Below are 14,011 nucleotides of genomic sequence, written 5' to 3'. Positions count from 1 at the left end.
ACACAGATGTTCATGGCCACGATGAAGTTTGATCTGGGTGAGGATGTGAACGCCCTGCGCGAGATGGTGCATCGGTGGGCGCAGGAGCGTGTCAAGCCGATGGCGGCTGACATTGATGCCAAGAACAGCTTTCCGAATGAACTGTGGAAAGAAATGGGAGAGCTTGGTCTTTTGGGTGTCACCGTGCCAGAAGAATACGGCGGTGCGGGCATGTCCTATTTGGCGCATACAATTGCTGTCGAAGAGGTCGCGCGCGCCTCGGCCTCGGTTTCGCTGTCTTATGGGGCGCATTCCAACCTGTGTGTGAACCAGATCAAGCTGAACGGTACGGAAGAGCAGAAACAGAAATACCTGCCGCGACTGGTCTCGGGCGAACATGTGGGCGCGCTGGCCATGTCGGAACCTTCCGCAGGTTCGGACGTGGTGTCGATGAAGCTGCGGGCGGAAAAGCGCAACGATCATTACCGACTGAACGGCAACAAGTACTGGATCACCAACGGGCCGGATGCGAATACACTGGTGGTTTATGCCAAGACAGATCCCGATGCCGGATCGAAGGGTATTACCGCATTTCTGATCGAAAAAGAGATGAAGGGTTTTTCAACCTCGCCCCATTTCGACAAGCTGGGTATGCGCGGGTCGAACACGGCTGAACTGATCTTTGAAGATGTCGAAGTGCCGTTCGAGAACGTATTGGGAGAAGAGGGCAAGGGTGTCGCCGTGCTCATGTCAGGTCTGGATTATGAGCGGGTTGTGCTGGCAGGCATCGGGACCGGCATCATGGCCGCCTGTTTGGACGAAGTGATGCCTTATCTGGCTGAACGCAAGCAGTTCGGCAAACCGATTGGCAGCTTCCAGTTGATGCAGGGCAAGATTGCCGACATGTATACCGCGATGAACTCGGCGCGGGCCTATGTCTATGAGGTGGCCAAGGCATGCGATCGTGGAGACGTAACCCGGCAGGATGCGGCGGCGTGCTGTCTTTATGCATCCGAACAGGCGATGGTTCAGGCGCATCAGGCGGTTCAGGCGCTGGGCGGGGCGGGCTTCCTGTCGGATGCGCCGGTCAGCCGGATTTTCCGGGATGCCAAGCTGATGGAGATCGGCGCGGGCACCAGCGAGATTCGCCGGATGCTTATTGGCCGGGAAATGATGAACGAAATGCGCTGAATGAAGACGCCCCGCAGACGAGGTTACAGCGGGGCGTTTCGATCAAAGGATCAGAAGCGATGAACGTAGGAAATACCGACCAGCCAGGGGTCGATGTTCGCAGTGCCAATATCGGCTCCGTTCAGCGTGACGTCCGAGTCGATGTCGAACCAGCGCACATTCAGACGGACCGCACCTTTGTCGGTGATCATGTAGTCGAGACCGGCTTGCAACGAAACGCCGAAGGAATCATCGACCTTGAGGTTGCCAAGGGCAGATTGCTCGTCAAAGAAGATGGTATAGTTCAGACCGGCGCCGACATAGGGCTTCCAGGCGCTATTGGTCGGGAAGTGATAGTTCAGCGACAAGGTGGGCGGCAGATGCTTGACGCTGCCAGCGTCCACGCTTCCGCCCAAGGTGACGTTATGTTTGAACGGGGTCGCGGCCAGCAGCTCGATCCCCAGATTGTCTTGGATGAAATACTCGGCGGTGAAGATCGGGCGCGTATCCGAGTCGATGTCGGCGCTAAGGCCGGCCAGTGTTCCGTTGTTGGATTTCGGGTCCAGGTAACCCACACCGATACCGAGCGTCCAATCCCCCTGAGATTGGGCAAACGCAGGTGCAGCCAGGGCCACCAACGCGGTGGAAAGGGTCAATGCGGCGAGTTTCTTGGTCATTGTCTTGCCTTTGGTTCTGTTGATGACCTTGGTGTTGCAGGGATTGGAACTGCCCACTCTGATCTGCATCAAATTAACGTGAAGGAATTGTGTGGGGCGGAATCGGGAAGTGCAGGAAATATAGGGAAAATTCGCCGTGCTAACCGCTGAGCGCATACCGGGTTTGCGCCGGGATGGAGGCTGGGATCTGCCGGACAGGCTGAACATGGCGCAGCAGTGCCTGCGGCATGCGGGGGATCGGGTTGCGCTGATCGATTTGACCGGACCTGACCCGCAGCGCATCAGCTATGCGCAGCTGTCGCAAATGACAGACGGAATAGCCCGCGCATTATTGCGCCATGTGCAGCCCGGTGATCGCGTCGGAGTGTTGTTGAGCCAGTCGCCATGGTGCGCGGCGGCCCATCTGGCGATTTGGAAGGTCGGCGCGGTGTCGGTCCCTTTGTTCAAACTGTTCAAACAGGACGCGCTGCGGTCGCGGGTCAGCGACGCAGGTGCCCGGATTGTACTGACCGACGCCAAAGGGGCTGATCTGTTGGGTGATCTGGCCACGCCCTTGATTGCATCGGAAATTGGCGAGGAAGATCACACCGTAGAATTCGCCGCGACCGGCCCTGACGATCCTGCCGTATTGATCTACACCTCTGGTACAACCGGCAGCCCGAAAGGCGCACTGCACGGGCACCGAGTCCTGACCGGTCATTTGCCAGGTGTTTCGATCAGCCATAATCACTTGCGCGAAGGTGACTGTCTTTGGACCCCGGCGGATTGGGCGTGGATCGGCGGGTTGTTCGACGTGCTGATGCCGGGTCTTGCGCTGGGCATTCCCGTTGTTGCCGCGCGGCTTGAGAAATTCACTCCCGAGGCCTGCGCTGACATCATCGCGCGTGGCGGGGTGCGGAACGTCTTTTTCCCACCAACGGCGCTGCGAATGCTCAAGGCAGCAGATCAGGTGATCCCCGGTCTGCGCTCGGTCGCGTCCGGGGGGGAACCGCTGGGGGCCGAAATGCTGGCATGGGGCCAGAAGGCGTTCGGCCTGACGATCAACGAATTCTATGGCCAGACCGAATGCAACATGGTCGTATCCTCCTGCGCCGAAGATTTCCCTGTGCGCCCCGGCTGTATCGGCCAACCAGTGCCGGGGCATGAGGTTGCGGTGATTGATGAGGACGGAAACCCGACCGGCGAAGAGGGCGACGTGGCCATCCGGCGCGGCTCGGCCTCGATGCTGCTGGAATACTGGAACCGACCCAAGGCGACGGCTGAGAAGTTCCGGGGCGACTGGCTGATCACCGGTGATCGCGGCGTGTGGGAGGGCGACTATCTGCGCTTTGTCGGTCGTGATGATGACGTGATTACCTCAGCCGGATATCGCATCGGACCGGCTGAGATTGAAGACTGCCTGCTGACCCACCCGGCAGTGGCGACGGTTGGCGTGGTCGGCAAACCCGACCCGCTGCGGACCGAGATCGTCAAGGCGTATGTGGTGCTGAAACCGGGGGCTCAGGCTGCGGAGCAGGAGCTGCAGGATTGGGTCAAAGACCGTCTGGCGCACTATTCCTATCCGCGTGAGGTCGCGTTTCTGGAGGAGCTGCCGATGACGGTGACGGGGAAGGTGATCCGAAAGGAACTGAAGGCGCGGGCGGCGGGGGAGATTGGTTCGTGAGAGAGACTCGCGTCATAAGCAGGTTACTATGGTCGGCCTCGGTCGCTCTGATCTTTCCGTCAGTAGCACTGAGTACTGACGATGATCCGAGTCAGTTCCATGAGCCCGTCCTCGGCGTTGAAGATTGGTTAGATGGGTGCGCGCGACTCAGCGAAGAAACGGTGATGACGGTTTCGAAAACCGAACTGGAAACCGACTGTGTCTTGTTAGCGTTGGAATATTGTACACGGGAGCAGTCGAACTCTTATGGCGAGATATGTCACGACATTTTGGTTGAGCATATTCTATTTCGAAGTGAAGAAATTTCGAAATCATTGCCTGTGAACCCGAACCTAACGGAAGTCAGGCGTTTTTCGTATGCCAATGCTTTGCAGCGTGCGTCGGAAGTTACTCAAGCAATTTGCGGTGCCGATTTGTCTGAAAAACAGTGCCAATTAAAGAATGCAACTTTGAGGTGGCTGGATTTGCGGCATGCAGACCGGCTGCTGGAGGGTGAACGAAAATGAAACTCACATCCAAAGCCATGCCCGCCTCCGAGGGCTTCAAGACAAACCGCGCCGCTCATCTCGATGCGCTGGCGCAAATCTCTACTGCTGCCGAAGCAGCCCGTATGGGGGGCGGTGAGAAATCCCGCGCGCGGCATGAATCCCGAGGAAAGATGCTCCCCCGACGACGGGTGGCGAACCTGCTGGACCCGGGGTCTCCGTTTCTGGAAATCGGGGCGACAGCGGCGCATGGGATGTATGGCGATGCAGCACCTTGTGCCGGGGTCATCGCGGGCATTGGCCGGGTGCAGGGGCGCGAGGTTATGGTGGTGTGCAATGATGCCACCGTGAAGGGCGGCACCTATTATCCGATGACCGTCAAGAAGCACCTGCGCGCGCAGGAGATTGCCGAGGAAAACCATCTGCCCTGCATCTATCTAGTCGACAGTGGCGGCGCGAACCTGCCCAATCAGGATGAGGTGTTCCCAGACCGCGACCACTTTGGGCGTATCTTCTACAATCAGGCGCGGATGAGCGCGAAGGGTATCCCACAGATCGCCGTTGTCATGGGATCATGCACGGCGGGTGGGGCTTATGTTCCTGCAATGTCCGATGTGACGATCATCGTGAAGGAACAGGGCACGATCTTTCTGGCCGGGCCGCCGCTGGTCAAGGCTGCAACGGGTGAGGTTGTCAGCGCCGAAGATCTGGGTGGCGGCGATGTGCACACGCGCCTGTCGGGGGTGGCAGACTATCTGGCCGAAGATGATGCACATGCGCTGGCATTGGCGCGGCGCGCGGTCGGATCATTGGGGGGTGCCGGGCTGAAGCCCGGCCTACGGTTCGACGCACCCGAGGAGCCTGCTTATGATCCGGAGGAAATTCTGGGAGTCGTTCCCGCCGACCTGCGCACGCCCTATGACATCCGTGAAGTGATTGCGCGGCTTGTCGATGGGTCACGGTTTGATGAGTTCAAACCCCGGTTTGGCGAGACACTGGTCACCGGCTTTGCCCATGTCAAAGGGTGTCCCGTCGGGATCATTGCCAACAATGGGGTGTTGTTCTCGGAGGCCGCGCAAAAGGGCGCGCATTTCGTTGAGCTGTGTTCGCAGCGCAAAACGCCCCTGGTCTTCTTGCAGAACATCACCGGCTTCATGGTCGGCCGCAAATACGAGAACGAGGGGATCGCCCGCCACGGCGCCAAGATGGTGACGGCAGTTGCAACGACGAGCGTTCCCAAGATCACGATGCTGGTGGGCGGCTCGTTCGGGGCCGGGAACTATGGCATGGCTGGACGCGCCTATCAGCCGCGGTTCCTGTGGACATGGCCGAATTCGCGGATTTCGGTGATGGGGGGCGAGCAGGCAGCGGGTGTTCTGGCCACCGTCAGGCGCGATGGGATCGAACGACAGGGCGGCACCTGGTCGGCCGAGGAAGAGGCCGAATTCAAACGTCCGACGCTGGAGATGTTCGAAGAGCAATCGCACCCGCTTTATGCCTCGGCCCGTCTCTGGGATGACGGCATCATCGACCCGCGCAAAAGCCGCGATGTGCTCGCCTTGTCTCTGAGCGCCGCACTGAACGCCCCGATAGAGGAGACACGTTTCGGCGTGTTCAGGATGTAAGATGAACGTTTCATTGAATGACGTCATGGCACGCTATCCGGGTGCCCAGACTTTCAAGTTTGGTGACAATGCCGGGCTGAGTGCTGAGCTTCTGGCATTAGTAAGATCAGGGAGGAAAACGGCAACCTGCGGTGCGTTGCGTGACTATCCCGAAGGTAGCCCTGACACTCCTGTGGTCGGGCGGAGAGATATTGCGCTGGAATGGGACGACCGTCCGGCCTTGGTGATCGAAACGGTCGAGGTCTCGACCTGCCGATACTGCGACGTGACCGAGGATTTCGCTTTGGCAGAGGGCGAAAATGAAACGCTTGAAGGATGGAGAGAGGGGCATCGCCAGTATTTCGAACGCAATGGCGGATTTGATCCCGAGATGGAGCTTCTGTGCGAACGATTTCGCCTTGTCGAAGATCTGGCGGTTGAGGGGTAAGCTATGTTCAACAAAATCCTGATTGCCAACCGGGGCGAGATTGCTTGCCGGGTTATGGAAACCGCTCAGAAGATGGGCGTGTCCTGTGTGGCTGTTTATTCCGATGCGGACGCGGCGGCCAAGCATGTGCAGATGGCGGATGAGGCTATTCATATCGGCGGTCCCGCACCAGCGGAAAGCTATCTGAAGGGCGATGTGATTATTCAGGCTGCGCTGGATACCGGCGCGCAGGCGATTCATCCCGGCTATGGCTTCCTGTCAGAGAACCCCAATTTCGTCGACGCGGTCGAGGCCGCGGGTTTGACCTTTATCGGCCCATCAGCGGATGCGATCCGCAAGATGGGTCTCAAGGATGCGGCCAAGGTGTTGATGGAACAGGCTGGCGTGCCAGTGGTGCCCGGCTACCATGGCGACAATCAGGATCCCGAACACCTGGCAGGTGCGGCTGATACGATTGGGTATCCGGTGCTGATCAAGGCCGTTGCAGGCGGTGGCGGTAAAGGGATGCGTCTGGTCGAACGCCCCGAGGATTTCCGTTCCGCATTGGACAGCGCACGGGGCGAAGCCAGAACCGCTTTTGGCAATGACGCTGTGCTGGTAGAGAAATTCGTGGCCAAACCCCGCCATATCGAAGTGCAGGTATTTGGTGACGGTACCCATGCGGTGCATCTGTTCGAACGCGATTGCTCGCTACAACGCCGCCATCAGAAAGTGATCGAAGAGGCACCAGCCCCGGGCATGACAACTGAGATGCGCGAGGCTATGGGTCAGGCGGGTGTGCGCGCCGCCGAGGCGATCGGGTATAAGGGCGCAGGCACGGTTGAATTCATTGTCGATGCCTCAGACGGGCTGCGCTCCGACAGGTTCTGGTTCATGGAGATGAACACGCGCCTACAGGTGGAACATCCGGTAACAGAGGCCATCACTGGTGTCGATCTGGTGGAATGGCAGTTGCGCGTTGCAGCAGGAGAGAGCCTTCCCAGGCGACAGGATGATCTGTCGATCTCGGGTCACGCATTCGAGGCCCGGCTTTATGCCGAGGATGTACCAAAAGGGTTCTTGCCGGCGACAGGTACATTGACCCATCTGGTTTTCCCGGCCAATTGCCGCGCGGATAGTGGTGTTCGCACAGGTGACACGATCAGCCCGTGGTATGACCCGATGATCGCCAAGGTAGTGGTGCATGGATCGACGCGTGCCATTGCACTTGAGACGTTGAGCCGGGTGCTGCGGGAGACCGAAGTGGCGGGCACCGTTACGAATCTCGCCTTTCTGGGCATGCTGACCCGCCATGATGGATTTGCCTCGGGCGATGTGGATACGGGCCTGATCGGGCGCGATCTTGACGGGTTGGTGCAGGAAGCGCCGACGTCTGCCATAACCGCTGTTGCGGCCGCGATGACCGCACTGGATTTGGTTGATGTCACGCCTGACACCGGGTTTTCGCTCTGGGCTCCGTTGCATCGGGCGGTGCAGCTGTCCGATCAGGGAGAGATTCTTGATCTTGACGTGCAGGTCGATGGTCCGGATCGCCAGCTTTGGCAGCTGGGCGAACACCGTGTCGTGGCCGAGCGGATCTCGGGGCGGTGGGCGCTGAGCGGCGCACCGATGCCCCGGGTGGCTGCCAGCGGAACAACTGTGACCGTATTTACCGACTACGGTCACAGTTTCGACGTTATCGATCCGCTGGACCGGGACGCTAGCGCGACGGGTGACACCAATGTGATCGAAGCGCCGATGCCGGGTCTGGTCAAGGCAGTCTTTGCCACTGCGGGGCAGACCGTTCAGGAAGGCGACCGTTTGGCCATTCTCGAAGCGATGAAAATGGAGCATTCGTTGCTGGCCGCGCGCGATGGTGTGGTGGCCGAGGTGCTGGTCGAAGATGGCGCGCAGGTCGAGGCTGGGGCAGCTTTGGTGCGTTTGGAAGAAGAGTGATCTGTACCCGCGCGGCTTGACGTGCCACGGTCGCGCTATCCGTATTTGGAATGAGAGCAAGCCATAAGGGGTTCTGACATGGGTGATCTGGTCGAAATCTATGAGGTTGGACCGCGCGACGGGCTGCAAAACGAAACCCGTGAGATACCGGTTGCCGACAAAGTGGCGCTGATCGACTGCCTTAGCCGCGCCGGGTTCCGTCGGATCGAAGTTGCAAGCTTTGTCTCTCCCAAATGGGTGCCCCAAATGGCGGGATCGGCGCAGGTTCTGGCCGGCATAACCCGGGCGGACGGAGTGCGGTACGCGGCGTTGACGCCGAATATGCGCGGGTACGAGGATGCGCTGGCCGCCAAAGCGGATGAGATTGCCATTTTTGCGTCTGCTTCCGAGGGGTTTTCCAAGGCAAACATCAATGCCTCGATCGCCGAGTCAATCGAACGGTTCACGCCGATACTCGAAGCGGCGCGCCATATCGACCTTCCGGTTCGCGGCTATGTCTCTTGCGTGACGGATTGCCCTTATGACGGCCCGACCCCGCCCGAGAAAGTGGCCGAAGTTGCCGATCGCCTGTTTGCGTTAGGCTGTTACGAGGTGTCATTGGGGGACACAATCGGGCAGGGCACACCAGACAAGATCGCTCATATGCTTCTGGCGGTTAGGGAAAGGGTTCCTGTGACGCGGCTTGCCGGGCATTTTCATGACACCAATGGGCGTGCAATCGACAATATCGATGCGGCACTTTCGCTGGGGGTGCGCGTGTTCGACGCGGCCGTGGGTGGGCTTGGCGGTTGCCCGTATGCTCCGGGGGCCGCAGGCAATGTCGCGACTGAAACCGTTGCAGCGCATTTGCAACGGTTGGGCTATCAAACCGGTCTGGATATCGATGTGGTCGAAGAGGCCGCGCATATGGCCAGGGCGTTGAGGGGCTAACATGTTCGAAACAATCTCGATTTCAGCAGACGAACGCGGTGTTGCCACGTTAACTCTGGACCGGGCAGATAAGCACAACGCGCTGTCGGGTCAAATGATTACCGAGCTGACACAGGCCGCGTCGCAGTTGGGGCAGGATGGCGCTGTCCGAGCGGTCGTTCTGGCTGCTGCGGGAAAGACGTTTTGCGCCGGTGGTGATCTGGGATGGATGCAGGACCAGATGGCGGCCGACAAGGCGACACGATTTGTCGAGGCGCGCAAGCTGGCCGAGATGTTGCAGGCGTTGAACACAATGCCCAAACCCTTGATCGGGGCGTTGCAAGGCAATGCCTTTGGCGGAGGCGTTGGGATGGCCGCCGTGTGCGATGTCGCCATCGGTGTAGTTAGTCTGAAGATGGGGCTGACCGAGACCCGTCTGGGGCTGATTCCGGCGACAATCGGCCCTTATGTTATCGCTCGGATGGGTGAGGCGCGGGCACGGCGTGTGTTCATGTCGGCCCGGTTGTTCGATGCGCCCGAAGCGGTTGATCTGGGATTGCTGGCGAGGGTTGTGTCCCCCGAGCAGCTTGCGACCGCGATAGAAGATGAAGTCCGGCCCTATCTTTCGTGCGCGCCGGGGGCAGTCGCGTCAGCCAAGGCTCTGGTTCAAACTCTGGGACCACGTATTGATGATGCCACAATCGACCAGACCATTAACGAACTGGTCGAACGCTGGGAAACGGAAGAGGCGCGTGAAGGGATCGCGGCGTTCTTCGAAAAACGTAAACCTGCATGGAATAAGTAAGTTTACCGAGTTTCCGCAAGCCAATGCAAAACGCGTGAAATGCGATTCTATGCCGCGCTGTCAAGCGTATGTTTGATGGTGAACGGGGCTGTGTTCGGTTGACCCTCTGACCCGGCAGGGATAGAGAATGTCCAGTCAACACGCCAATTGACGGCGCACCCGACAAGATGCGTGCGCAAGAAAGGAGCTATTCGTGGAAGACCTGCTGCGGGAGTACCTCCCGATTCTGGTGTTTCTGGCCGTTGCCGTAGGCCTTGGAATCGTCCTGATTCTTGCCGCCGTTGTACTGGCTGTCCGCAATCCCGACCCCGAAAAGGTCAGCGCATATGAATGTGGCTTCAACGCCTTCGACGATGCGCGAATGAAATTCGACGTCCGATTCTATCTGGTCTCGATTCTCTTCATTATCTTCGATCTTGAGATCGCATTCCTGTTCCCCTGGGCCGTCGGGTTCCGCGATATCAGCGATGTCGGCTTCTGGTCCATGATGGTGTTCCTGGCAGTGCTGACCATTGGCTTTGCCTATGAATGGAAGAAAGGGGCCCTGGAATGGGAGTGATGACGGGTGCAAATACCGCTGGCGTCGACAAGGAAGTCGCGACCCAGGCCCTGAATGCCGAGTTGCAGGACAAAGGTTTTTTGCTGACCTCGAGCGAGGATATCATCAACTGGGCCCGTACCGGTTCGCTGCACTGGATGACCTTTGGTCTGGCCTGCTGCGCGGTTGAAATGATGCACACCTCGATGCCGCGCTATGATGCGGAACGTTTCGGTATCGCCCCGCGCGCCTCTCCGCGCCAATCTGACGTGATGATCGTGGCTGGCACGCTGACCAACAAGATGGCCCCTGCCTTGCGCAAGGTTTACGACCAAATGCCCGAGCCGCGCTATGTGATCTCGATGGGGTCCTGCGCGAATGGCGGCGGTTACTACCACTATTCCTATTCCGTCGTGCGCGGCTGTGACCGGGTTGTTCCGGTGGATATTTATGTGCCCGGCTGCCCTCCGACCGCCGAGGCGCTGCTTTACGGTCTGCTACAGCTACAACGCAAAATCCGCCGCACCGGCACAATTGTACGCTGAGGGGAAGGGTAGATGAGCGAAGCACTCGAAGAACTCGGCGCGCAGCTGGAAATCAAACGGTCTGATTGTGTTCTGTCCTGGGATGTGACCCATGGCGAACTGAACGTCGATGTGGCCCAGTCGAACCTTGTGGAATTTGTCGAGTTCCTGAAGACTGACCAGAACTGCAAGTTCTCGACTCTGGTGGACATCACCGGTGTCGACTACCCCGAACGCGCCAAGCGGTTCGATGTGGTTTATCACTTCTTGTCGATGTACCAGAACCAGCGCATCCGCCTGCGGGTTTCGATCCGGGAAGAGGATATGGTGCCTTCAATTGTCGACGTGCACCCCTCGGCCAACTGGTTTGAACGCGAAGTGTTCGACATGTTCGGTATCCTATTCTCGGGCCATCCGGACCTGCGGCGCATCCTGACGGATTATGGTTTCCGCGGCTATCCTCTGCGCAAGGATTTCCCGACCACTGGCTACACCGAAGTCCGCTATGACGAGGCGCAAAAGCGTGTGGTCTATGAGCCGGTCTCGCTGGTGCAGGAATACCGTCAGTTTGATTTCATGTCCCCATGGGAAGGCGCGAACTATATTTTGCCGGGGGATGAAAAGCAGGAGACCGAATAATGGATGGCATCTGGTGGCTGATCCTGTCTGCGCTAACCATCATTCCGATGGTGAAGATTTTGCCGTTCTTCGGGATCAACAAATACTGGTGCCTTCTGTGTCTGGTTCCCTTTGGCACGATCGCGTTGTTGTGGTGGGTCGGGCTGAAACTGCAAGAGTTGGAGCGCCGCTGAGATGATGGGTGAGTTGATCATACTGGGCGCGTTAGGGGTTCTACTGGCCGGAGCTGCGGTCAAGGCGACCGAGGCGGAAAAGGTCCGGGTTCGGGCCGAAGCAAAGAAGAAACGAGGGCGTTGATGGACGGCTCAAGATACGATGACGGCAGCACGGACGCGCTGAGCGGCGAGCAGAAGATCCGCAACTTCAACATCAACTTCGGCCCGCAACACCCGGCGGCGCACGGGGTTTTGCGTCTTGTGCTTGAGCTGGACGGCGAGATTGTCGAGCGCTGCGACCCGCATATCGGCTTGCTGCACCGTGGCACCGAAAAGCTGATGGAAAGCCGGACCTATCTTCAAAACCTGCCGTATTTCGACCGTCTGGATTATGTGGCACCGATGAACCAGGAACATGCCTGGTGCCTGGCCATTGAAAAGCTGACCGGGGTCGAGGTACCGCGCCGTGGCTCGTTGATCCGGGTTCTGTATTCCGAGATCGGGCGCATCCTGAACCACCTGCTGAACGTCACCACGCAGGCGATGGATGTGGGCGCGCTGACCCCGCCGCTTTGGGGCTTTGAAGAGCGTGAAAAGCTGATGGTGTTTTATGAACGTGCCTGTGGTGCCCGCCTGCACGCCGCTTATTTCCGCCCCGGTGGTGTGCATCAGGACCTGCCGCCGGAATTGCTGGACGATATCGAGGCATGGAGCCACGAATTCCCCGCAGTTCTGGATGACATTGACGGTCTGCTGACCGAAAACCGCATCTTCAAACAGCGTAACGCCGATATTGGAATTGTCACCGAAGATGACATCCAGAAATACGGCTTCTCGGGCGTGATGGTCCGTGGATCGGGGCTGGCCTGGGACCTGCGCCGCGCGCAGCCCTATGAATGCTATGACGAGTTCGAATTCCAGATCCCCGTTGGTAAAAATGGCGACTGCTATGACCGTTACCTCGTCCGCATGGAAGAGATGCGCCAGTCGCTGCTGATCATCCGTCAGGCCATCGCCAAAATCCGCGAGTGCCCCGGTGACGTTCTGGCGCGCGGCAAGATCACTCCACCGAAACGCTCGGACATGAAGACCTCGATGGAGAGCCTGATCCATCACTTCAAGCTGTATACCGAAGGCTTCCACGTGCCTGCTGGTGAGGTCTATGCTGCCGTCGAAGCCCCCAAGGGCGAGTTCGGCGTCTATCTGGTCGCCGACGGCACCAACAAACCCTACCGTGCCAAACTGCGCGCGCCAGGTTTCCTGCACCTGCAAGCCATGGACCATGTTGCCAAGGGCCACCAACTGGCCGACGTCGCCGCCATCATCGGCACCATGGACGTCGTATTTGGAGAGATTGACCGCTAATGCTCCGCCGTCTGCACCCCGAACAACCTGAAAGCTTTGCCTTCACCGCTGCCAACCAGCAATGGGCCGAAGCGCAGATCACCAAATACCCCGAAGGCCGTCAGGCCAGTGCGGTCATTCCGCTTCTGTGGCGCGCGCAGGAACAAGAGGGATGGCTGAGCCGTCCGGCGATTGAATCCGTCGCCGACATGCTTGGTATGGCCTATATCCGTGTGCTTGAGGTGGCCTCGTTCTACTTCATGTTCCAGCTGCAACCGGTTGGAACGGTTGCGCATATTCAGGTTTGTGGCACGACCTCTTGCATGATCTGCGGGGCCGAGGATCTGATCGCTGTCTGCAAGGAGAAGATCGCGGCCAAGCCACACGTGCTGTCCGCCGATGGCAAGCTGAGCTGGGAAGAGGTCGAATGCCTTGGCTCCTGCACCAATGCGCCGATGGCGCAGATCGGCAAGGATTACTACGAAGACCTGACCGCTGAGAGCTTTGGCAAGATTCTTGATGATCTGGTGGCAGGCAAAGTTCCGACGCCGGGCCCGCAGAATGGTCGCTATGCGGCTGAACCGCTCAAGGGGCTGACCAGCCTGACGGAGTATGACAGCGGCAAAACGCGGTACAACGCCAGCGTCGAACTGGCCACCGATATTGGCGATACGGTCAAGCGTATCGATGGGACCGAGGTTCCGATCCTGACCCCTTGGTTGGGCAAGGATGGCAGAGCGGCTGCGACCAAAGCTGCACCGAAGCCGCCCAAAGCGCCAGCCCCGGCGAAACCCGCTGTGAAACAGGCCGCTGAGGCGAAGGCAGCGAAAGAGGACCAGCCCGAAACACTGACAGGTGCGCGCGACGGCAAGGCTGATAACCTGAAACTGTTGAAAGGCGTAGGCCCCAAGCTGGAGCAGACGCTGAACGAGCTGGGATTCTTCCACTTTGATCAGATCGCAGCCTGGACACCGGAACAGGTCGCCTGGGTCGATGCGCGGTTGAAGTTCAAGGGCCGGATCGAACGCGATGGTTGGATTGAACAGGCAGCTAAGCTTGCGGCGGGTGAGGAAACCGAATTTGCCAAACGCGCCAAGGAAGATGGCACCTAAAAAGACTAAACGGGTGCCCCATCC

15 protein-coding genes are annotated in these 14,011 nt (G+C 58.9%); 14 read left to right on the top strand and 1 reads right to left on the bottom strand.

Annotated features, from left to right (window positions below):
* The first annotated feature begins 6 nt into the window (after nucleotides 1-6).
* Nucleotides 7-1,170: an isovaleryl-CoA dehydrogenase gene (locus I9188_RS05845; protein ID WP_209504464.1), complete on the top strand. Its 1,164-nt coding sequence runs from the start codon at nucleotides 7-9 to the stop codon at nucleotides 1,168-1,170.
* Nucleotides 1,171-1,220: 50 nt separating this feature from the next.
* On the opposite strand, the gene I9188_RS05840 is transcribed toward I9188_RS05845, so the two are convergent.
* Nucleotides 1,221-1,826 carry an OmpW family outer membrane protein gene (locus I9188_RS05840; protein WP_209504463.1) on the bottom strand — a complete coding sequence of 202 codons (606 nt, stop codon included), beginning with the start codon at nucleotides 1,824-1,826 and terminating at the stop codon, nucleotides 1,221-1,223.
* A gap of 136 nt (nucleotides 1,827-1,962) precedes the next feature.
* Between I9188_RS05840 and I9188_RS05835 the strand changes: the two genes are divergently transcribed.
* The 13 genes from I9188_RS05835 to nuoE all read left to right on the top strand — a co-directional run bounded on the left by I9188_RS05835 (nucleotide 1,963) and on the right by nuoE (nucleotide 13,987).
* Complete coding sequence (locus tag I9188_RS05835) at nucleotides 1,963-3,489, top strand: AMP-binding protein (protein WP_209504462.1); 1,527 nt, start codon at nucleotides 1,963-1,965, stop codon at nucleotides 3,487-3,489.
* A complete protein-coding gene (locus I9188_RS05830) occupies nucleotides 3,486-3,995 on the top strand; it encodes a hypothetical protein (RefSeq protein WP_209504461.1) in 510 nt (169 codons plus the stop codon). Before I9188_RS05835 ends, I9188_RS05830 begins: the two co-directional genes overlap by 4 nt.
* Nucleotides 3,992-5,599, top strand: a complete 1,608-nt coding sequence (locus I9188_RS05825) for a carboxyl transferase domain-containing protein (RefSeq protein WP_209504460.1) — start codon at nucleotides 3,992-3,994, stop codon at nucleotides 5,597-5,599. Before I9188_RS05830 ends, I9188_RS05825 begins: the two co-directional genes overlap by 4 nt.
* 1 nt (nucleotide 5,600) lies before the next feature.
* A complete protein-coding gene (locus I9188_RS05820; protein ID WP_209504459.1) occupies nucleotides 5,601-6,026 on the top strand; it encodes an ASCH domain-containing protein in 426 nt (141 codons plus the stop codon).
* Between the two features lie 3 nt (nucleotides 6,027-6,029).
* Nucleotides 6,030-7,961 (top strand): acetyl/propionyl/methylcrotonyl-CoA carboxylase subunit alpha, encoded by a 1,932-nt coding sequence (locus I9188_RS05815; RefSeq protein WP_209504458.1) that lies wholly within the window; start codon nucleotides 6,030-6,032, stop codon nucleotides 7,959-7,961.
* A gap of 78 nt (nucleotides 7,962-8,039) precedes the next feature.
* Complete coding sequence (locus I9188_RS05810) at nucleotides 8,040-8,891, top strand: hydroxymethylglutaryl-CoA lyase (protein ID WP_209504457.1); 852 nt, start codon at nucleotides 8,040-8,042, stop codon at nucleotides 8,889-8,891.
* A 1-nt stretch (nucleotide 8,892) separates the two neighbouring features.
* Nucleotides 8,893-9,675, top strand: coding sequence for a crotonase/enoyl-CoA hydratase family protein (locus I9188_RS05805; RefSeq protein WP_209504456.1), 783 nt, complete (start codon nucleotides 8,893-8,895; stop codon nucleotides 9,673-9,675).
* A gap of 193 nt (nucleotides 9,676-9,868) precedes the next feature.
* Nucleotides 9,869-10,234, top strand: a complete 366-nt coding sequence (locus tag I9188_RS05800; protein WP_209504455.1) for an NADH-quinone oxidoreductase subunit A — start codon at nucleotides 9,869-9,871, stop codon at nucleotides 10,232-10,234.
* Nucleotides 10,225-10,758: an NADH-quinone oxidoreductase subunit B gene (locus tag I9188_RS05795; protein ID WP_209504454.1), complete on the top strand. Its 534-nt coding sequence runs from the start codon at nucleotides 10,225-10,227 to the stop codon at nucleotides 10,756-10,758. Before I9188_RS05800 ends, I9188_RS05795 begins: the two co-directional genes overlap by 10 nt.
* A 12-nt stretch (nucleotides 10,759-10,770) precedes the next feature.
* On the top strand, nucleotides 10,771-11,376 hold the full coding sequence (locus I9188_RS05790) for an NADH-quinone oxidoreductase subunit C (RefSeq protein WP_209504453.1): 606 nt from the start codon (nucleotides 10,771-10,773) through the stop codon (nucleotides 11,374-11,376).
* Nucleotides 11,376-11,549, top strand: a complete 174-nt coding sequence (locus I9188_RS05785; protein WP_209504452.1) for a hypothetical protein — start codon at nucleotides 11,376-11,378, stop codon at nucleotides 11,547-11,549. Before I9188_RS05790 ends, I9188_RS05785 begins: the two co-directional genes overlap by 1 nt.
* A gap of 123 nt (nucleotides 11,550-11,672) precedes the next feature.
* A complete protein-coding gene (locus tag I9188_RS05780) occupies nucleotides 11,673-12,896 on the top strand; it encodes an NADH-quinone oxidoreductase subunit D (RefSeq protein ID WP_209504451.1) in 1,224 nt (407 codons plus the stop codon).
* Nucleotides 12,896-13,987 (top strand): NADH-quinone oxidoreductase subunit NuoE, encoded by a 1,092-nt coding sequence (nuoE, locus tag I9188_RS05775; RefSeq protein ID WP_209504450.1) that lies wholly within the window; start codon nucleotides 12,896-12,898, stop codon nucleotides 13,985-13,987. Before I9188_RS05780 ends, nuoE begins: the two co-directional genes overlap by 1 nt.
* Nucleotides 13,988-14,011: the final 24 nt, after the last annotated feature.

Origin of the sequence: Ruegeria sp. HKCCSA071, from assembly GCF_017872555.1 — a bacterium.
Lineage (GTDB): Bacteria > Pseudomonadota > Alphaproteobacteria > Rhodobacterales > Rhodobacteraceae > Ruegeria.
The sequence above is the reverse complement of the archived record's forward strand: the minus strand, read 5'-3'. Positions and strand labels throughout refer to the sequence as shown.